The following is a 20,123-nucleotide window of genomic DNA, read 5'->3' on the forward strand; positions in this document are numbered from 1 at the left end:
GGCCGAGTCGTCATGAACGAATCGCGCAAGTCAGGTCGACCGGATCGACTACCACAGCGAACCGATCGCCGACCTCCCAGGCCGGGTCCCGAGTACTGCGCTCGCAGTCGGCGTCGAAGGTGTCGAAGCCCGGCCCGCTGAACCGCACGGTCAGTTCTGCGACTTCGTCCGCTTCACCGCTGATGTGCATCCCGTCGACAGAGATGACCTCGGCCGTCCCGGCGACCCCAGCCGCATCGAATCGTTCCGCCAACCGCCGCTCGAACAGGACCTGGAGATCCGGTTCCTGTCCATGCAAAGCCCTTACCCCCGCCTTATCTCCGCATAGGCAATCACGAACCGTCATCTCGGGGCCGGACGGTTCGCCACATCGAGTGGGTCACGATTGCGACGGAAAGGTCGGGGCAACATCCGACCGGTATTGACAGCCGAGAGTGCGGGTCACACGTTCGGGTCCAGCGATCGGTGCCTGTCGATCTATCCGCCGTAGAACTTCTTGGCGCGCTCCTGGATTTCTTCTATCGACAGGTCCTCTTTGTGGGTGCATACAATCCAGACGTGGCCGAACGGGTCCACCAGCGTCCCGCTGCGGTCGCCGTAGAACAGATCGCTCACTGCGCTGAATTCTCGGGCACCCAGCTCCAGCGCCTGAGCGAAGTGCTTGTCGACGTCCTCCACATACAGCCGGAGACCAACCGAGGCCTGGGACTGCGCTGGGCTCGTCAGCGGATGCCCCTCAGAAGGCTCGGTGAGAACCAGCGAAGAATCGCCGATCCTCAGCTCCGCATGATCAATGCGACCGCTCGGTGATTCCCCCCGGTAAAGCTCGACGGCATCAAAAGCCCTCTTGTAGAACTCGATTGCCGACCGCGCATCCGCGACTGCCAAGTACACGGTCATGCTGTGCTGCCCGTGGGGAATCGGACTAACCGCCATGGGGACTCCTTACTTCGGTTCCGGTCGTTCGGGTGGGTACGTCTCGAAGGAGCTATACCTTCAGACGTACAACGGAGGAGAAGGTGGGAACACAACCGGCAACGCTGTCAATGCTCGGTGAAATGGGCCAGGGCGCCACACGAGCTCCTCTTCGGCAACCGCTAGTTTCAGTTCCGGGAGGATGTCCAGGAGTTGATCGATGACGTCCTGCGCGAGCAGCAGCCCGTACGGCCGGGCGTGAGCAGGACAGGCATGTGGGCCGGTGCTGAACGCCAGATTCCATCCGTTGTCCAGGAATTCGCCTGTGTTCATCTCCGGATCCGTATTACAGGCGGCCATACTGATGATTACCGGCTGATTCGCCGGCAGCCACACGCCCTCGATCAGAATTGGCTGGCGAGGATAGGTAACCATTCACCGCCGCAGGATCGGTGTTGCACGCTGCGAGGCTGATCACGACCGGTTCGTGCATCGATAACAGCAGATCGCCGAGTATTTGTGGCTGCCGCGGATAACTGAAGCAGGAGTTCGCCAATGGTGGATCGGTGAACAACACCTCATCGATCGCGTCCCGGGTGGACAGGGCTCCCGCGAGCAGCTCACTGCCGAATCTGTCATCGGTTGCCATCAACAGCAACGTGTTGACGATGAGGTTCGATGTGGGTTCGGTGCCCGTGGCATACAACATCGCCATCTGTTGCACCATCTCTGCTTCGTCCAAGGCGGAGGGATGCTCCAGCAGCCAGGACGTCACATCCGTGGCCGGGGCTTCCCGCTTGGCCGAAATCACCTCCAGCATCGCCGAGGTGAACATCCGATTACCCGCCTCGGCCGATGCAGCGTCGTCCGCATTGCGCAGCGTCACCAGCGCCGCGAACACTTCCTCCCCCGCCTCCGGCGAGAACCCCAGCAAATCGTTGAGCACCTGGGCGGTGAGCGGCACCGCATACTGGCTGAGCAGGTCGGCCGAACCGGACTCGCAGAAACTGTCGATCAGCGCCGCCGCGGTGCGTTCGACCGTACCGCGCAGCGCATAGAGATCGATTTTGTCGAGACTATCGGTGTCGGCACGCCGGTACCTTGCATGTTCTTCGCCTGTGGTCCGCGATGCGTTGGGCTGCCACTCCATCATCGACAACACCGGGCAATCCGCCGGAACCGTGGACTGCCAGACTCGCGGATCGGCTGGAAAATGTAGGGGGTCGCCCAGTATGTGTAGTGCCTCGCGATAGCCGATCACCAATGTCGCAGGCACACCGGGCGCTACCTCCACCGGCACGAGCGAGCCATGGTTGCGGCGCATGTCCCGGTAGGCGCCATGCGGATCAGCCGCGAACTCGCCCGAATAGAGCGTCACCTGCGTGGGCCGACGAGGTCAGCCGGCGCTGACAGGTGAACGATCCGACAGATCTGCTGTGTCGTTGAATGCGCCAGGGACGATGACATAGTCAAAAGACCGCTCCTCACAACGATTAGAAAACTGACGACGAGATCCGCTTATCGGCATGGTCTTTCACACGCGGATGCGGCCGCGTCGGACGCGGTCGCGGATTGCTGCCGGAACGCTGCCGGGTTGCCATGAATCCCAACGGTTTCCGTGTGGTTGTACGGTCTTGGTACCCCTTGAACTCCCGTGCTCATGCGGCTCGTTTCGGCGGGCGCGGTTATCGAACTCATGTCCGAAACCGGCCGGTGACTCAAAACTGTTCGACCGCAGCGTGTTTCGATATCAACGGCTTGATGATACCCATCTATCCTCGAAACCGCAGCCGAAGACCGGCTGAACGGTCGGTATCCGTTGCAATGCACGGCCTTTGCCGAGCTCGGCGGTCCCACGGGGTGGCAGCTGGAACGAAGCTCCCCGATACCCGAGGACACCTAGTAGTACCGGTTGCACCGGCCACAGGCATGGTTCGCGCATCTGCGATGTTCAGGTGCTACTACGGATTCCGCGTCCACCACGCGACGCCCCTCGGGCCACACGACATCGATGGGAACGCCCCACCCGCGATCTTGTGCACAGCCGGTCTGTGACCAGATGATCTTCTGCCGATGACAATGATGTGTCGGCACGTCCGGTTCACGCCGGCGGCGTTACCGCTTCCATGAAGCACACTGCTGTTCGGCGCGATGATGCGAGTCAGTACCTGGAGCGATACAGCTGACGCCGACGAGGTCTGCCGTGCTGTGCTCGGCGAGGATCTGCCGGATTGCTTCATACACCGACTGGACCGTGATCTCAGCAGGTTGGTCCTCGCGATTGCTGCGATGAGGGGCCGCGCACTTACGTTCGGACTGGCTTCGGTACGGATCCTCGCCGAATGGGTCCGCGCTTCAGTCCCACTTCCGGGCAGGGAAGGCGTCGTCGGCTCGATGGTCGCCGAGGTACCGGATCACCTCGCGCACTCCTGGCGTGAACTTCAGGACTCGGTCGAAGAAGGCTCGAGCGGGCTCGAGTACACCCACTGGCCTGCTCAGACCACCGAACTCACGTGGCACCCATTCGCCGAGCCCGAGTATCCGATGGGACGAACCTCAGGATTCGTTGCGCGCCTTGGGGAAACGGGTCTGGCGAGCCACCCAGCCTGCCATCTTCGCCCAGTGACCCTTGCGGGGCGTCGCGATGGAGGTGAGTTCGCGGTTCCATTCGTCGGCTTCGGTGAGGCCGTCGACGGTGGCGATCAGGTTCTTGGCGGTGTCGAGGTCGGGGACGACCTGGTCGCCGAGGATGCCGTCGGAGCCGACGAGGGTGACTCGGACGCCGAGGCGGCCGATCGGCTGGAGAACGGCCGTTGCAGAGCCGCCGTGCTCGGCGACGAATCCCTTGACGGAGTCCACTAGGGAGCCCGACAGCTGTACTGGGGCCGGGGCGGCAGGAGCACTCATGGACGTTAGTTTACTGACCGGTACGTTCGGGTCCAGAGGCTATGGGTGTAGAACGGATCTCATGCGCGCGATTCAGGTTTCCGAGCACGGCGGCCCCGAGGTCCTGGAGTTCGTCGAAGTTCCGGATCCGCAGATCGGTCCGGATCAGCTGCTGGTCGATACCGAGGCCATCGGGATCAACTTCATCGACACCTATGTCCGGACCGGGCGATACCCGCAGACGGTGCCTTACATCCCGGGGGCCGAAGGCACCGGGATCGTGGCCGAGGTCGGCGCTGATGTGACCGAATTCGCAGTCGGCGACCGGGTCGCCTGGGCGGCGGCGCCGGGTAGCTACGCCCAGCGGGTCGCGGTGAACGCCGCGGTCGCGGTCGCGGTACCCGACGGGGTGGCCCCGCCGGTCGCCGCGTCGGCCCTGCTGCAAGGGATGACCGCGCACTACCTGATCGAATCGATCTACAAGCCCGAACCTGGTGAGACGGTGCTGGTACACGCGGGTGCGGGTGGTGTCGGCCTGATGCTCACCCAGCTCGCCGCCAACCGTGGAGTGCGAGTCATCACCACGGTGTCGTCGGATGCGAAGGAAAAGCTGTCCAGGGAGGCCGGCGCGGTGGAGGTGCTGCGCTACAGCGACGATCTCGCCGAACAGGTACGGGCGCTCACCGGCGGTGCCGGTGTCGCCGCCGCGTACGACGGGGTGGGCGCTGCGACCTTCGAAGCCAGTCTGGCCTCGTTGCGCATTCGCGGCACGCTCGCGCTGTTCGGCGCTGCCAGCGGGCCGGTGCCGCCATTCGATCTGCAACGTCTCAATCCCGCGGGCTCATTGTTCGTCACCCGCCCGACCCTGCTCCACTACACCCGTGATCGCGCAGAACTGCTGTGGCGCGCAGACGATATCCTCTCCGCGATCGCCGACGGCTCGCTGCATGTCAGAATCGGTGCGACCTACCCGCTTGCCGACGCTGCGCAGGCGCATCGCGATCTCGAAGGCCGCAAGACCACCGGCTCTATCGTGCTGCTGCCATAGGCGAGTGCGCGTGAATTGGGCCGTCGCCTCAGCATCCTGCGGTCACGAGTCCCAACATACTGCGGTTATGCGGGTCGGAGCGGCGGGCTGGCGAGACCACACAGTGCCAGGCTCGCGAGCCGAATAATGGCTATCTGGAACGCTTCGCTTTTCGGCGCGAACCCGCCTTCGGTCACGGATATCACCACGCTGGCGCGACCTTCCGGGCTGCTGAGCATCTCGGACGAATAGCCTGGCATGCGGCCGTCGTGCCCGAGACCGACACAGTCCGAAGGGAAGTCCCACTGGAACAGTCCGAGTCCATACCCCAGGGCCGAACTCAGCCGGTGGATATCGCGCATCTCCTCCATCAGGGCACGCGACAACAGCCGTCCGCTCGCCAGGGCCGACACAAACGTCGTGAGATCCTCTGTCGTGGAGATGATCTCGCCGGATGCACCCGCCCAGGAGGGATTGAGTCGGGTGATGTCGAAGAGCTTGCTTTCACCGTCTTCGGTATAAGGCAGGTAGCCATGCGCGTGCGGCCCGAGAATCTCCATCGCCTGCCCCGGCAGCTCGGTGCGCCACAGTCCGAGGGGCAACACGATGCGGAGATTGACCTGCCAGGCGTAGGGCGTCCCGGTGAGCTTCTCGATCAGCAGACCCGCGAGCACGTAGTTCGTGTTGGAATACGACCAACCTGTCCCAGGATCGAATTTCAGCGGTTCGGCCGCAACGAATCGCACGATCTCGTCAGGGAGGTAAGTGCGGAATACGTCGTCGACCAGGACCGGGTCGGCGGCATCCGCCGGGTCCGAGGTGCGGGTGTGACTACCCAGACCGCTGGTGTGCTGCAAGATCATTCGCACAGTGATGCGGCGATCCAAGCCGAATTGCGGCAGGTACCGTGCGACCGGGTCGTCGAGGCCGAGCTTTCCCTCATCGACGAGCTGCAACAGCACCGTCGCGATGAACGTCTTGGTAATGCTGCCCACCCGGAATCGCCCATCCACCGGAACACCTTCCGGGCGGCCGATTTCCGCAACACCAGCGCTACCGGCCCACTCACCGGACCGATCGCGTACTCGGAGTTGGACCCCGGTTGCTCCGGCCGCGACGAAGTCGTTCATCGCCTGCTGCAGAGCGGCTCGATCTGCTCCGCCGGATTCGGCAACGGCATTCGTGCCCGCCGATCCGGTCAAGGCCACGATCGCCGCCACCGCGACGATCCCCGCGCGAATCCTCATGCACCCCCTCAACGACATCGGTAGCGCTGACCCTGCCATCCCGCTGCTGTTGCGGCAAGCGGCTTTTCGGCTGTGCGCGAGCGCCATCCCGCCGTCACCACCCGGCCGCGCCGCTGCTATCAGCTGAAGTCATAGAACAGACGCTGCACGAGAATCGTTCCAGCAATTATGCCGCGCGCAACCCAGGTTTCGAGTCGATCCAGAAATAGAACGCCGATCGCAGCGGCGACGAGAGCGGCGCTCAGGTGGAACGCAGCGTTGGCTACGAACAGCATTCACCGCACCGGCCGTCCAGCGGCCGATTGTGCTACGCACGCCAACCACAATCAGTAGTCGCGCCCGGTGAGGCCGCGGTAGATGAACTTGGTCAACCCCTCGATGGCCTGCTCGTCGGTCAGCGTGACGGTGCCGTCCTCGACCGCCTGCAGCAGTGCCTGCGTCACCAGGAACATCATCGCCAGACTGGCATCGGTCGTGCTCGGCAGCCGTAAACCCTTGTCGGCGAACCCATCCACGTGGTCGGCGACGTCCGCACGCTGCTCGATGCCGAACCGGCCGATCATCCGTGCGAAGTCCTCGCTGACGATTGCCGCCTGACTCATCGCGCGCAGCACGGGCTCATGCTCGCGAGCGAATTTCCAGTACCCGGCGACGTGGTAGCGCACGCCGTCCGGATCGCTGAAGTCCGGATTGTGGTCCGGTCCCTCTGCCCGCACGTCCCCGGCGTCGGCCATGTCCTTCAGCAGTGACTGGAGGAGTTCTTCCTTGCTCGCGAAGTGGTTGTAGAACGACCCGGCCGCGCGACCCGCCGCCGTGGTGATGTCGGAGATCTTCGTGTTCAGATAGCCGCGCTCAGCGAAAACCCGCAGCGCAGCGGCCTTCAGCGCCTGCTCGGTTTCCGCGGACTTCTCTCGGCGACTTGTCGACACCGACATCACCTCCTTGACAGCGAAAGGTACCAACTCCGATACTGAATCGACATTCAGTGAATCATAATTCAGTTCAGGAGACATCGTGCAGACCCAGGTACTCATCGCAGGCGCCGGACCGACCGGCCTGACGCTCGCCCTCGAACTGGCCCGCCGCAACGTCCCGGTGCGCATCGTGGAGCAGGCGCGCGAGTTCTTCGCCGGCTCCCGCGGGGACGGAATCCAGCCGCGCACCCTGGAGGTGTTCGACGATCTCGGCGTGCTGGACGCGGTGCTGGCCGCAGGCACCCCGACGCCGGTCATGCGCGCCTACTTCGGCGGCGAGTTCGTCGGCGAGCGGCGGATGAGTGAACCGACCGAGCCGACTCCCGCGATCCCCTACCCGAACCTCTGGGTGCTCGGACAATCCAGGACCGAGGGCATCCTGCGGGATCGGTTGGCGGAGTTCGGTGTTCACGTCGAGCTGAGCACCGCGCTGGTGTCGTTCGATCAGGACGACTCGGGAGTCACCGTCACGCTCGCACACGACGGCGCCGACGAAACCGTTCGCGCCGCCTATCTTGTCGGGGCCGATGGCGGCCGGAGCACCGTACGCAAGACGCTGAACATCCCCTTCGAAGGCACGACCGATGACTCGATTCGAATGCTGCTCGGCGACGTCCGCGCCGATGTGCTCGACCACGAGTACGGCTACTGGTTCGCCGACGCGGAGCGGCCGATGGAGGGAATCGCGATGTCCCCCTTGCCCGGCGGACCGCATTTCCAGTGCGCCGCACCACTCGGCGCCGATGTCGAACCGACCCTCGAGGTCCTGCAGGGGTTCGTCGACCGATACTCCGGACGCACCGACATCGTCCTGAGCGACCTCACCTGGGCCACCGTGTGGCGGCCGAATATCCGCCTGGCGCAGCGCTTCCGCGCGGGCCGGGTCTTGCTGGCCGGCGACGCCGCACACGTGCATCCGCCGACCGGCGGACAGGGCTTGAACACCGGCATCCAGGATGCTTACAACCTCGGATGGAAGCTCGCCGCGGCGGTGCACGGCGACGAATCACTACTGGACAGCTACGAATCCGAGCGCAGGACGGTGGCCGCACGGGTACTCGGCATCAGCAGCGAACTGCTCGACAAGCTGGTCGACGGCGACGAAGACGCCATGCACCGTGGCGAGGAAACGCGGCAGCTGGATATCAGCTACCGTGATCCGGCCGACCACGGTCCGCTCGTCGCGGGTGATCGCGCGCCCGACGCGCCCCTGAAGGACGCGACCGGGCTGCCGATCCGACTGTTCGACCTTTTCCGCGGACCGCACTCGACACTGCTGTGTTTCGGAAAGACCGCAGAGCATTCGAATGAGCCCGGTGTGCACACGTACACGGTGGTACGTCCGGGAGACGGGGTCCCGGGAGCGGCTGCCCTGGATACAGATCATGCTTCCGGTGCGACGTCACTGCGCTACGTCATGGACGTCGAAGGTCAGGCGTTCGAGGCATACCACGCCGGCGAGGGCACCGCGGTGCTGGTCCGACCGGATGGATATCTCGGTCGACGTAGCTGAACCCGTGGACTCGGTGTACAGGTGTCGCGGCGGATCGGCGCTAGCCGAAGAAGCTGCCCATGGTGTCCCAGCCGAGCACCGAGTCCACCGCAAGACCGCAGAACACCACGGCCAAATAGTTGTTCGACTGCAGGAACAGCCGCAGCGGCTTCACCGACTCGCCCCGGCGAACACCGGAGTACAGCTGGTGGGCCATGAGCAGGAACCACGCCCCGGCCACCAGCGCGACGGCGGTGTAGATCACGCCGGTCGCGGGTGCGAGGGCAAGGGTCGTGAGCACGGTGAGCCAGGTATAGATGACGATCTGCTTGGTCACCACCCGCTCGGTCGCGACCACCGGCAGCATCGGCACACCGGCCGCGCGGTAGTCCTCCTTGTAGCGCATGGCCAGCGCCCAGGTGTGCGGCGGTGTCCAGAAGAAGATGACGCCGAACAGGGCGATCGCGGGCCAGCCGATGCTGCCGGTGACCGCGGACCAGCCGACCAGGGCGGGCATGCAGCCCGCCGCACCGCCCCACACCACATTCTGCGAGGTCCGGCGCTTGAGGCCGAGAGTATAGACGAAAACGTAGAACAGGATGGTCACGACGACCAGTACGCCGCTGAGCAGATTCGCCTGCCACCACAACCAGGCGAACGATCCGAGGCCGAGCACCACACCGAACACGAAGGCGTGCGAGGTGGGCACCGCCTCCCTGGCAAGCGGTCGCTTGGCGGTCCGCTTCATTACCTTGTCGATGTCGGCGTCGGCCACACAGTTCAACGTGTTCGCGCTCGCCGCGCCCATCCAGCCGCCGAACAGCGTCGCGAGGATGAGGCGGATATCGATGACGCCCCGATCGGCGAGCAGCATCGTCGGAATGGTCGCGACGAGCAGCAATTCGATGACGCGCGGCTTGGTGAGCGCAATGTAGGCCAGCGGTTTCCGCACCGTTCGCGACAACAGACCATCACCCGTGAACCGGTCGGCCAGCGCCGTCGCGGAGGAGCCGTGCGCACCATTGCCACCCGGCTGTTGCCCAATCCGCACTGTCTCTCCTCGCACGCTGTGCATCGCATCCGGCAATGGAACTAGCAGCGCACGACCTGCACGGCGCGGCTACTACTACAGAGGATGGTAGACCCACGTCGGTGGTGTTCTCCCCATCGCCCCCTCGCGCGGCCGCGCACAAAGACGGGCGCGACCGGTCGGTACCCGGCCGCGAAACGACGCGTTCGACGGTGCCGAACGGCGGCCGCCGCGACCGGAACGCCCGACTCTGGACCCGGTAAGCCGGGTTCCCGCCCAGCCGGTCACCGGGCACATCTAGGGTGGTTGGGGTACACCGGTGCGTGCGCATTCGCCGCTGCCGCGCGTCAACGCCGCCAGTAACCACCACAGTCGACGAAACCAATGTCAGGAGAACCTCGGTCGTGTCAGTCACAGACGACATCCGCGCCCTCACTCAGCCGAACTACCCGGACGACTGGACGGATCTGGACACCAAGGCCGTCGACACAGTACGGGTGCTCGCCGCGGACGCGGTGCAAAACGCCGGAAACGGTCACCCGGGCACCGCGATGAGCCTGGCGCCGTTGGCGTACACCCTCTACCAGCGCACGATGCGCCTCGACCCGAGCGATCCGAGCTGGGTCGGCCGGGACCGTTTCGTGCTGTCCTGCGGGCACTCCAGCGTCACCCAGTACATCCAGCTCTACCTGGCCGGCTTCGGTCTGGAACTGGACGATCTGAAGCACCTGCGCAAGTGGGGCTCGCTCACCCCGGGCCACCCCGAATTCCGCCACACCGACGGTGTCGAGATCACCACCGGTCCGCTGGGCCAGGGTCTGGCCTCCGCTGTCGGCATGGCGATGGCCGCGCGCCGCGAGCGCGGCCTGTTCGATCCGGATGCCGCGCCGGGCGCGAGCCCGTTCGACCACTTCATCTACGTGATCGCCTCCGACGGCGACTTCGAGGAAGGCGTCACCTCCGAAGCGTCGTCACTCGCGGGTACCCAGCAGCTCGGCAACCTCGTGGTGATCTACGACGACAACAAGATCTCCATCGAGGACGACACCACGATCGCATTCACCGAGGACGTCGCCCTGCGCTACGAGGCGTACGGCTGGCACGTCCAGACCGTCGAGGGCGGCGAGGACGTCGTCGCGGTCGAGGCCGCGCTCGCGGCAGCCAAGGCGGAGACCGGCAAGCCGTCGATCATCGTGTTGCGCACCATCATCGGCTACCCGGCCCCCACCAAGATGAACACCGGCGCCGCGCACGGTGCCGCACTCGGCGCCGACGAGGTGGCCGCCACCAAGAAGATTCTCGGCTTCGACCCGGAGCAGAGCTTCGAGGTCGCCGCCGAGGTCATCGCGCACACCCGTGCGGTCGCCGCGCGCGGCAAGGAGGCCCACCAGGCCTGGCAGCAGCAGTTCGACGCGTGGGCGCAGGCCAACCCCGAGAACAAGGCGCTGTTCGACCGGCTCGCCGAGCGCAGGCTGCCGGCGGGCTGGACCGCGAATCTGCCGACCTACGAGGCCGATCCGAAGGGCATGGCCACCCGCAAGGCGTCCGGCAAGGTGCTCGCCGCGCTGGCCCCGGTGCTGCCCGAACTGTGGGGTGGCTCGGCCGACCTCGCCGAGTCCAACAACACCACCATGCCCGACACCCCGAGCTTCGGCCCCGAGTCGATCTCGACCGGGATGTGGAAGGCCAACCCGTACGGTCGCACGCTGCACTTCGGTGTTCGTGAGCACGCGATGGGCTCGATCCTCAACGGCATCGCGCTGCACGGCCCGACTCGTCCGTACGGCGGCACCTTCCTGGTGTTCAGCGACTACATGCGCCCCGCAGTACGGCTGGCCGCGCTGATGCGGATACCCGTCACCTACGTGTGGACCCACGACTCCATCGGTCTCGGTGAGGACGGCCCGACGCACCAGCCGATCGAGCACCTCGCCGCACTGCGCGCCATCCCCGGCCTGAACGTGGTCCGCCCCGGCGACGCCAACGAGACCACTTACGCCTGGCGCACCATCCTCGAGCGCGACAGCAGCGAGCACACCTCGCACTTCTCGGTGTCCGAGCTGCCGCACCAGGACGGCCCGTCCGCTCTGGCGTTGACCCGCCAGGACCTGCCGATCCAAGAGGGCACCAGCTACGAGGGCGTCCGCAAGGGCGGTTACATTCTCGCCGAGGCGTCCACCGGAACCCCGCAGGTGATCCTGATCGCCACCGGTTCGGAGCTGCAGCTCGCCGTGGAGGCCCGCACTACGCTGGAGGCGCAGGGCATCGGAACCCGCGTGGTCTCCATGCCGTGTGTGGAGTGGTTCGACGCGCAGGACAAGGCCTACCGGGATGAGGTGCTCCCGCCCGCGGTCACCGCTCGGGTTGCCGTCGAGGCCGGTATCGCGATGCCGTGGTACCGGTTCACCGGTGACGCGGGTGAGATCGTGTCGATCGAGCACTTCGGCGCCTCGGCCGATCACAAGACCCTGTTCCGCGAGTTCGGCTTCACCACCGACAATGTCGTTGCCGCCGCGCAGCGCACGCTCGAGAACGTGAAGGGATAAGCGCTCATGGCACAGAACGAAAACACTGCAGCTCTTTCTGCGGCCGGTGTCTCGGTGTGGCTCGACGATCTGTCCAGGGACCGGATCCAGTCCGGCAACCTTGCCGAACTGATCGCCACCCGCAATGTCGTCGGCGTCACCACCAACCCGACGATCTTCCAGGGTGCGCTCAGCCAGGGCCACTCCTACGACGGCCAGCTCAAAGAGCTTGCCGCCCAAGGCGCGGACGCCGACGCCGCGATCCGCACCATCACCACCGACGATGTTCGCGCCGCCTGCGACGTGTTCGCGGAGGTGTTTGCGGCATCCGGCGGTGTCGACGGACGGGTCTCCATCGAGGTCGATCCCCGGCTGGCGTTCGACGCGGAGAAAACGACGGCCCAGGCCGTCGAGCTGTGGAAGATCGTCGACCGGCCGAACCTGTTCATCAAGATCCCGGCTACCGAAGCGGGCCTGCCCGCCATCTCCGCGGTGATCGCCGAAGGCATCAGCGTGAACGTGACGCTGATCTTCTCCGTCCAGCGCTACCGCGCGGTGATGGGCGCCTATCTCGACGGCCTGGGCAAGGCCAAGTTCGCGGGCCACGACCCGGCCAAGATCCATTCGGTCGCGTCGTTCTTCGTGTCCCGGGTGGACACCGAGATCGACAAGCGCCTCGAAGCGATCGGCACTCCGGAGGCACTGGAGCTGCGCGGCAAAGCAGGCATCGCCAACGCCCGCCTCGCCTATGCCGAATACCAGGACGTGTTCGACGGCGGCGCGCACACCTCGACCTACACGCACCTGGCCGCGTCGGCAGGCGCGAATCGGCAACGGCCGCTGTGGGCCTCGACCGGTGTGAAGAACCCGGAGTACTCCGACACCATGTATGTCACCGAACTGGTGGGACCGAACACGGTGAACACGCTGCCGGAGAAGACCCTCGAAGCGGTCGCCGACCACGGCGAGATCCGCGGCATTACCCTCAGCGGGACCGCCGCGGCCGCCAAGGAGGTCTTCGACAAGCTCGTCGCGGTCGGCATCGACCTCGACGACGTGTTCGCGGTGTTGGAGCGCGAAGGCGTCGACAAGTTCGAGAAGTCTTGGGCGGAGCTGCTTTCCGCCACCACCGAGGAGTTGAACGCCGCTGTGCCCGATACGGCCGGCACCGGAAGCAACTGATCGGGATGGCCGGCACAGCGGCAGGAAAAACGGCAGCGGCCGTCTGGAAGAACCCGCTTCGCGACGAACGGGACAAGCGCGTCCCCCGCATCGCGGGACCGTGCAGCATGGTCATCTTCGGTGTCACCGGTGACCTGTCCCGTAAGAAACTGATGCCGGCCATCTACGACCTCGCGAACCGGGGGCTGCTGCCCCCGGGTTTCGCGCTGGTCGGCTTTGCGCGGCGGGACTATGCGGACGAGGATTTCGCCCAGGTCGTCCTCGACGCGGTGAAAGCACACGCGCGCACGCCCTTCCGCCAGGAGGTCTGGGACCACCTGGCCGAGGGAATCCGGTTCGTACGGGGCACCTTCGACGACGACACGGCCTTCGCGACGCTCGCCGATACCCTCGCGAAGCTGGACAAGGATCGTGGCACCGGCGGCAATCACGCCTTCTACCTCTCGATTCCGCCGAACATGTTCCCGGTCGTGCTGGATCAGCTCTCCGAACACGGGCTTGCCAAGCCGTCCACCACCGACGCCAACGGCCGCAAGCCATGGCGTCGCGTGGTGATCGAGAAGCCCTTCGGGCACGATCTGGAGAGCGCTCAGGAGCTCAACGCACTGGTGAACGGAGTCTTCCCGGAAGAGACGGTGTTCCGGATCGACCACTACCTAGGCAAGGAGACAGTGCAGAACATCCTGGCACTGCGCTTCGCCAACCAGCTCTACGATCCGATCTGGAATGCCAACTACGTCGACCATGTCCAGATCACCATGGCCGAGGACATCGGATTGGGTGGCCGCGCAGGCTATTACGACGGCATCGGCGCCGCGCGCGACGTGATCCAGAACCATCTGCTCCAACTGCTCGCGCTGACCGCGATGGAGGAGCCGATCAGCTTCCAGCCCGACCAGTTGCAGACCGAGAAGATCAAGGTGCTCTCGGCTACGAAGCTGGTCGAGCCGCTCGACGAGACCACGGCACGCGGGCAGTACGCCGCGGGCTGGCAGGGCGGCGAGCAGGTCGTCGGTCTGCTCGACGAGGAGGGATTCGACCCGCAATCGCGCACCGAGACCTACGCCGCGATCACCCTGGAGGTCGACACCCGGCGCTGGGCGGGCGTGCCGTTCTATCTGCGCACCGGAAAACGCTTGGGCCGCAGGGTCACCGAGATCGCGGTGGTATTCAAGCGGGCGCCGCACCTGCCGTTCGACCAGACGATGACCGAGGAGCTCGGCCAGAACGCCCTGGTCATCCGGGTACAGCCGGATGAGGGCATCACCACCCGATTCGGTTCGAAGGTGCCGGGGTCGGGGATGGAAGTGCGCGACGTCAATATGGATTTCAGCTACGGCGAGGCGTTCACCGAGTCCTCCCCCGAAGCCTACGAACGTCTGATCCTCGACGTGCTGCTCGGGGTGCCGTCCTTGTTCCCGGTGAACGCGGAGGTCGAATTGTCCTGGCGCATTCTGGATCCGGTGCTCGAGCACTGGGCCACCGACGGTAAACCGGAACCGTACGAGGCAGGCACCTGGGGTCCGTCGTCGGCCGACGAGATACTCGCCCGCACCGGGCGCGAATGGCGGCGGCCATGATCGTCGACATGCCGGAGACCACGACATCCGAAGTCACCAAACGCCTGGTGAGCCTGCGGGAAAGCAACGGCGTGATCACCATGGGCCGAGTACTGACCCTGGTCGTGTGCACGCTGGACAGCTCGGAAGCCGAAGACGCCATCGACGCCGCCAACGACGCCAGCCGCGAACACCCGTGCCGGGTGGTCGTTTTGGCCCGTGGCGATCGCGAAGCCGAGACCCGCCTCGACGCCCAGATCCGCGTGGGCGGTGACGCGGGCGCGGCCGAGGTGATCGTGCTGCGGCTGCAAGGCGAGCTGATCAATCATGAGAGCAGCGTCGTCATCCCGTTCCTGCTCCCGGATACCCCTGTGGTCGCCTGGTGGCCGCGCGGCGCACCGGAGTTCCCCTCCAAGGATTCGGTGGGGCGCTTGGCGACCCGTCGCATCACCGATGCGACCTTCGCGCCCGACCCGCAGGAGACGATCAAGAAGCGGCGCGATTCCTACGCCACCGGCGATACCGATCTGGCGTGGAGCCGGATCACCTACTGGCGGGCGCTGCTCGCGGCCACCATGGACGAACCGCCCTACGAACCGGTCGAATCGGTGACAGTGTCCGGGCTGCGCGAAGAGCCCGCGCTGGACATGCTCGCCGGCTGGCTGGCCGCACGTTTGGGCTGCCCGGTGCGTCGCCGCACGGGTGAGCTGCGGGTGGAGGTGCATCGGCCGTCGGAGTCGATCGCCATCGCACGGCCGCAGACCGGCCGCACCGCGACGCTCATCCGCACCGGCGACCCGGTGCAGCGAATCGCTTTGGCCCGCAGGGAAACTCGCGACTGTCTCGCGGAGGAACTGCGTCGGCTCGATGCCGACGAGATCTATGCCGAGGCGCTCGCCGGAATCGAGAAGGTGACCTATGAGTGAGCGTATCTCGGCCGAATCTCCTGCCGACACCGTCGAAGTCCATCCCGACACCGAGACGTTGGTGACCGCGGCGGCGACCACGTTCGTCGACGTCGTGACGGCCGCCCAGGCCGCGCGTGGTTCGGCGTCGGTGGTGCTGACCGGCGGCGGTACCGGCATCGCGCTGCTGGAACTGGTGCGCAAGTCGCCCGGTGCCATCGACTGGTCGAAACTCGATGTGTTCTGGGGCGACGAACGCTTCGTCCCCGCAGGCGACCAGGAACGCAACGACCTGCAGGCCCGCCGGGCCCTGCTCGACCACGTGCCGGTCGATCCGGCCCGGGTCCATCCGGTTGCGACCTCCGACGGCGAATACCCCGACCCCGTCGAGGCCGCCGCCGAGTACTCCGCCGCGGTGCACGCCCATCTGGCCGAACACGGCGCGTTCGATCTGCACCTGCTCGGTATGGGCGGCGAGGGCCACATCAACTCCCTCTTCCCCGACACCGACGCGGTCCGTGAACAGCACGAACTCGTTGTCGCCGTGACGAATTCGCCGAAATCGCCGTCGGTCCGGGTCACCCTCACGCTGCCCGCGGTCCGCCACACTCGGCACGTGGTGCTGGTCGTCGGCGGCGCGCCCAAGGCAGAAGCGGTCGCAGCCGCGTTAGCGGGCGCCGATCCGGTGGATATTCCCTCCGCCGGCGCCAAGGGCCTCGAATCGACCACCTGGCTGCTCGACGCGGATGCGGCAGCGGGGTTGCAATAGTCCGCATGCCCGAACCGCCGCATAAGAGTTGCCCACGAACTTCTCCATAGTTTTCGGTTCGTTCCCGGAAAAATACCGGCGAATGGTCGACTGAGCGGCTCCGAGTCCGGGATGATCGTTCGATGACCGAGCAGGGAGTCGACCTCGACGAGCGGTTTCGCACCGAGATCGAGGCGCTGACAGCTAGTCCGAGCCGCCCGGCCGGGGAGCTGATCGACCCGGGCGGCCGGGTTTCCGGTGCGCGGTGCCTGGAGCTGTTCGAATCGCAGGCGACGAGTAGGCAGCTCGATCTCGCGGCGCGAAGGCTCGGCGGCGTGCGACGCGGCTACTACAGCATCGGATCGTCCGGTCACGAGGGCAACGCGGCCGTCGCGGCAGCGCTGCGCGCGACCGATCCCGCGTTGTTGCACTATCGTTCCGGCGCGTTCTTCGTGCACCGCGCACGGCAGGTGGCGGGGCTCGACCCGATCCGTGACGTGCTGCTCGGCGTCGTTGCGGCGGCCGCCGATCCGATATCGGGTGGCAGGCACAAGGTGTTCGGCAGCAAGGCGGCGGGCGTGATTCCGCAGACCTCGACGATCGCGTCCCAGCTGCCGCGCGCGGTCGGACTCGGGTTCGCGATCGGTCGTGCGGCCCAGCTCGGGGTCACCAGCGAATGGCCGTCGGATGCTGTCGTGCTGTGCAGTTTCGGTGACGCGTCGGCCAACCACTCCACTGCGACGGGCGCGATCAATACCGCGATTCACACTGCTCACCAAGGGATTCCAATGCCCGTCCTGTTCGTCTGCGAGGACAATGGGATCGGCATCAGCGTGCCGACCCCGCCGGACTGGATCGAACACGCCTACGGCCTGCGTCCCGGCCTCGAGTACTTCTGCGCGGACGGCTGGGATGCGCTCGACGCGCTGACAACCGCGCAGTCCGCCGCCGACTGGGTACGTGAAAACCGCAAACCTGCCTTCCTGCGCCTGCGCACGGTGCGGCTGCTGGGCCACGCTGGATCCGATGTCGAATCCGCCTACCGCCGCCCCGCCGACATCGCCGCCGACCTGCTGCGCGATCCTGTCATCGAGACCGCCCGACTGCTCGTGACGGTCGGTGTGGCGACACCCGATGAAGTCATCGACCGCTACGACGACGTCCGTACCCGCGTCGAGGCGATGGCCGAATTGGTGGGGCACGAACCCAAACTGAGCTCGGCAGCCGCGGTCATGGCGCCGCTGGCACCATCGCACCCGGATGTGGTACGAACCGATGCGCTTCGCCAGGAAGCAATCGACACTGCAAACCGGGCTGCCCGGCCGGCCCAGGTGCCCGGCCAGGAATCGAATCGAGTTGCGGTGGTCAACGATGCGATGACGCTCGCGCAGGCCGTCAACCACACCCTCGGTGCGCTGCTGGCGCGAGATCACGATGTGCTGGTCTTCGGTGAGGATGTGGGCAGGAAGGGTGGCGTGTACGGCGTCACCAAGGGATTGCAGAAGGCCTTCGGCGCGCGGCGGGTTTTCGACACTCTGCTCGACGAACAGAGTGTGCTCGGTACCGCACTCGGCACCGCGCTGGCCGGCTTCCTCCCGATACCGGAGATCCAGTATCTGGCATACCTGCACAACGCGGCCGATCAGCTGCGCGGCGAGGCTGCCACGTTGCAATTCTTCTCCCATGGGCAGTACCGGAACCCGATGGTGATCCGGATAGCCGGCTACGCCTACCAGAAGGGTTTCGGCGGGCACTTCCACAATGACAACTCGATCGCCGCGCTGCGTGACATCCCCGGCCTCATCCTGGCGTCCCCGTCCCGCGCCGACGACGCCGCGGCGATGCTGCGTACCTGCGTCTCCGCCGGGCGGGTCGACGGCCGGGTATCGGTCTTCCTGGAACCCATCGCGCTGTACCACACCCGTGACCTGCACGAGCCCGGCGACGGTGCCTGGCTCGCGCCGCCCTCGGCCGATCATGTCGCGATCGGCCGTGCTCGCGTCTATGGCGACGGCACCGACCTCACCATCGTCAGCTTCGCCAACGGCGTGCCGATGAGTCTGCGCGTTGCTCGGCGACTCGCCGAAAGCGGTATATTCGCCCGGGTTCTCGACCTGCGGTGGCTGGCGCCGCTCCCGCTCGAAGACCTCCTCCACCATGCCCGCGCCACCGGCCGTGTTCTCGTCGCCGATGAAACCCGCCACTCGGGCGGCGTCTCCGAGGCGCTCTGCGCCGCGCTCGTCGATGCCGGTTTCGACGGTCGCATCGCGCGCGTCACCAGCGAGGACAGCTTCATCCCCCTCGGCCCTGCCGCCGAGACGGTGCTGCTGGACGAGGACCGCATCGAAGCCGCCGCCGGAAAACTCCTTGCCGAGCCATAACACCGTCTCGCTAGGCTGAATCGCGTGCCACTAGTCGAGGTCACCTACGCCCCGCACGTCCCCGAGTCCATTCTGCGCGACCTCGGAAAGCATCTGCCTCACATCGTGTCCGTGGCCGTGGAATGCCCGGAAGAGCCCTACGACCGCGACCTGCGGCCCGGCGATATCGAAATCCGCTTCCGCCAACTCGGCCCCTTCGACCAGAGCGGCCTCGACGCCGTCATCGAAGTCCGCTCCAAATGGTTCCAGAGCCGAGCCGACAACCGCCAGGACCGCTGCGACCTGCTGCACGATCTGGTCTCGCAAGCCACCGCTCTCGAAGACTTCGGCGTCTACCTCACCCTCCCCGTCGCCGCCTGGACCCAAACCGACGACTGACCGGGCCCGTCCGCACCGCTTGTCGGGACCTGTCCCTTTGGCCCGACCGGCGGTGCGGATCCCGACGGAGGTGCGCTCCCCGACGCAACCCGCGAAGCCCGGGAAAGCCGCGGTCTGCTCGCAACACGATTGCGATTGGGCGATTCGGATTCGCTTGGTGCGGACTGGAAATACAGTGGGCAGAACGGTAACCGGCAGTGGAAGGGCACGGCGATGACCACGATGTCCATGCTCGGCGAGGTACGGCCCGAGCACGATCGCGAGACCGACGGCGATTTGGTGTTGCTGCACTACCTGCGGTCTTTTCGTAGGCCGGTCTTGGAGGTGTGGTCGGCGTGCACGGAGTGGCGGCAGTTGGGGCGCTGGTTCGGGACGGTGTCGGGAGCGGGCGGGGAGCTGACGATCGAGCCGATCGACGGGCCCGGGATCGGGCCGATCACGGTGCGGGTGGACGAATGCCGGGCGCCGCACGAATTGGTCGCGCAGATCGACGGCTGCGTGCTGGAGCTGCGCATGACCCAGGTCGGCGTTGTCACGAATGTCGAACTCATCCGCAGGCATGTGTGCCCCGCCGACGCGAGCACGATCGGTCCACGCTGGCAGTACCTGCTGGACCGCCTGACCGCCTACCTGGACCGCCAGCCGCTCCCCCAGTGGCCCGAATATCCGGAACTGGCCTGCGAATACAAGTAGGCGAAAATCTCGCGACAGCCGAGTGCGTGGCTCGGTCGCGAGCCGCACGCACGCGCGCGTCCACCGGGCGATCAGAGCACCTCTGATGTCGACTACGCCTGGGCAGCTCCGCGGCAAATGACCTGTCCAGTCGGATTCATTCGCCAGGGCTGGTCACCGCGGTGCGCGCGGACTCGGACCG

Annotated in this window: 19 protein-coding genes and 1 pseudogene; 10 read left to right on the forward strand and 10 right to left on the reverse strand. The window is 66.0% G+C overall.

The window, feature by feature from the left end:
• Window positions 1-10 precede the first annotated feature (10 nt).
• From OHQ90_RS29295 to OHQ90_RS29320, 6 genes and pseudogenes are all read right to left on the reverse strand, one after another.
• Window positions 11-298 (reverse strand): hypothetical protein, encoded by a 288-nt coding sequence (locus OHQ90_RS29295; RefSeq protein WP_328402939.1) that lies wholly within the window; start codon window positions 296-298, stop codon window positions 11-13.
• A gap of 179 nt (window positions 299-477) precedes the next feature.
• Window positions 478-936: a VOC family protein gene (locus OHQ90_RS29300; RefSeq protein WP_328402941.1), complete on the reverse strand. Its 459-nt coding sequence runs from the start codon at window positions 934-936 to the stop codon at window positions 478-480.
• Between the two features lie 60 nt (window positions 937-996).
• Window positions 997-1,347, reverse strand: a pseudogene (locus OHQ90_RS29305) (cytochrome P450); the annotation flags it as partial.
• Window positions 1,262-2,179, reverse strand: a complete 918-nt coding sequence (locus tag OHQ90_RS29310) for a cytochrome P450 (protein WP_328402945.1) — start codon at window positions 2,177-2,179, stop codon at window positions 1,262-1,264. The gene OHQ90_RS29310 and the pseudogene OHQ90_RS29305, both read right to left, overlap by 86 nt.
• 1,091 nt (window positions 2,180-3,270) lie before the next feature.
• Complete coding sequence (locus OHQ90_RS29315; RefSeq protein WP_328402947.1) at window positions 3,271-3,435, reverse strand: hypothetical protein; 165 nt, start codon at window positions 3,433-3,435, stop codon at window positions 3,271-3,273.
• Window positions 3,436-3,471: 36 nt separating this feature from the next.
• A complete protein-coding gene (locus OHQ90_RS29320; RefSeq protein WP_328402949.1) occupies window positions 3,472-3,822 on the reverse strand; it encodes a hypothetical protein in 351 nt (116 codons plus the stop codon).
• 61 nt (window positions 3,823-3,883) lie between these two features.
• Here OHQ90_RS29320 and OHQ90_RS29325 point away from each other — a divergent pair, with 61 nt between their 5' ends.
• Window positions 3,884-4,849: a quinone oxidoreductase family protein gene (locus OHQ90_RS29325; RefSeq protein ID WP_328402951.1), complete on the forward strand. Its 966-nt coding sequence runs from the start codon at window positions 3,884-3,886 to the stop codon at window positions 4,847-4,849.
• 65 nt (window positions 4,850-4,914) lie between these two features.
• Here OHQ90_RS29325 and OHQ90_RS29330 read toward each other — a convergent pair whose 3' ends face one another.
• The 3 genes from OHQ90_RS29330 to OHQ90_RS29340 all read right to left on the reverse strand — a co-directional run bounded on the left by OHQ90_RS29330 (window position 4,915) and on the right by OHQ90_RS29340 (window position 7,004).
• Complete coding sequence (locus OHQ90_RS29330; RefSeq protein WP_328402953.1) at window positions 4,915-6,075, reverse strand: serine hydrolase domain-containing protein; 1,161 nt, start codon at window positions 6,073-6,075, stop codon at window positions 4,915-4,917.
• A gap of 119 nt (window positions 6,076-6,194) precedes the next feature.
• A complete protein-coding gene (locus tag OHQ90_RS29335; RefSeq protein ID WP_328402955.1) occupies window positions 6,195-6,350 on the reverse strand; it encodes a hypothetical protein in 156 nt (51 codons plus the stop codon).
• Between the two features lie 51 nt (window positions 6,351-6,401).
• Window positions 6,402-7,004, reverse strand: coding sequence for a TetR/AcrR family transcriptional regulator (locus OHQ90_RS29340; RefSeq protein WP_328402957.1), 603 nt, complete (start codon window positions 7,002-7,004; stop codon window positions 6,402-6,404).
• Window positions 7,005-7,089: 85 nt separating this feature from the next.
• On the opposite strand from OHQ90_RS29340, the gene OHQ90_RS29345 reads away from it, so the two are divergent.
• Window positions 7,090-8,562 (forward strand): FAD-dependent monooxygenase, encoded by a 1,473-nt coding sequence (locus tag OHQ90_RS29345; RefSeq protein ID WP_328402959.1) that lies wholly within the window; start codon window positions 7,090-7,092, stop codon window positions 8,560-8,562.
• 40 nt (window positions 8,563-8,602) lie between these two features.
• Here OHQ90_RS29345 and OHQ90_RS29350 read toward each other — a convergent pair whose 3' ends face one another.
• Window positions 8,603-9,592: a heme o synthase gene (locus tag OHQ90_RS29350; protein WP_328402961.1), complete on the reverse strand. Its 990-nt coding sequence runs from the start codon at window positions 9,590-9,592 to the stop codon at window positions 8,603-8,605.
• A 383-nt stretch (window positions 9,593-9,975) separates the two neighbouring features.
• Between OHQ90_RS29350 and tkt the strand changes: the two genes are divergently transcribed.
• From tkt to OHQ90_RS29390, 8 genes are all read left to right on the forward strand, one after another.
• A complete protein-coding gene (tkt, locus tag OHQ90_RS29355) occupies window positions 9,976-12,117 on the forward strand; it encodes a transketolase (RefSeq protein ID WP_328402963.1) in 2,142 nt (713 codons plus the stop codon).
• Between the two features lie 6 nt (window positions 12,118-12,123).
• On the forward strand, window positions 12,124-13,278 hold the full coding sequence (tal, locus tag OHQ90_RS29360) for a transaldolase (RefSeq protein ID WP_328402965.1): 1,155 nt from the start codon (window positions 12,124-12,126) through the stop codon (window positions 13,276-13,278).
• Window positions 13,279-13,283: 5 nt separating this feature from the next.
• Complete coding sequence (gene zwf / locus OHQ90_RS29365; RefSeq protein ID WP_328402967.1) at window positions 13,284-14,858, forward strand: glucose-6-phosphate dehydrogenase; 1,575 nt, start codon at window positions 13,284-13,286, stop codon at window positions 14,856-14,858.
• Entirely contained in the window at window positions 14,855-15,763 is a 909-nt protein-coding gene (gene opcA / locus OHQ90_RS29370) for a glucose-6-phosphate dehydrogenase assembly protein OpcA (RefSeq protein WP_328402969.1), read from the forward strand. Before zwf ends, opcA begins: the two co-directional genes overlap by 4 nt.
• On the forward strand, window positions 15,756-16,511 hold the full coding sequence (gene pgl, locus OHQ90_RS29375; RefSeq protein ID WP_328402971.1) for a 6-phosphogluconolactonase: 756 nt from the start codon (window positions 15,756-15,758) through the stop codon (window positions 16,509-16,511). Before opcA ends, pgl begins: the two co-directional genes overlap by 8 nt.
• Window positions 16,512-16,633: 122 nt before the next feature.
• Window positions 16,634-18,871 carry a thiamine pyrophosphate-dependent enzyme gene (locus tag OHQ90_RS29380; RefSeq protein ID WP_328402973.1) on the forward strand — a complete coding sequence of 746 codons (2,238 nt, stop codon included), beginning with the start codon at window positions 16,634-16,636 and terminating at the stop codon, window positions 18,869-18,871.
• Between the two features lie 24 nt (window positions 18,872-18,895).
• Window positions 18,896-19,249: a hypothetical protein gene (locus OHQ90_RS29385; RefSeq protein WP_328402975.1), complete on the forward strand. Its 354-nt coding sequence runs from the start codon at window positions 18,896-18,898 to the stop codon at window positions 19,247-19,249.
• A gap of 213 nt (window positions 19,250-19,462) precedes the next feature.
• The gene (locus tag OHQ90_RS29390; protein WP_328402976.1) at window positions 19,463-19,942 is read left to right on the forward strand and encodes a hypothetical protein; all 480 of its coding nucleotides are present in this window, start codon (window positions 19,463-19,465) and stop codon (window positions 19,940-19,942) included.
• Window positions 19,943-20,123: the final 181 nt, after the last annotated feature.

It is taken from the genome of Nocardia sp. NBC_00403, assembly GCF_036046055.1.
GTDB lineage: Bacteria > Actinomycetota > Actinomycetes > Mycobacteriales > Mycobacteriaceae > Nocardia.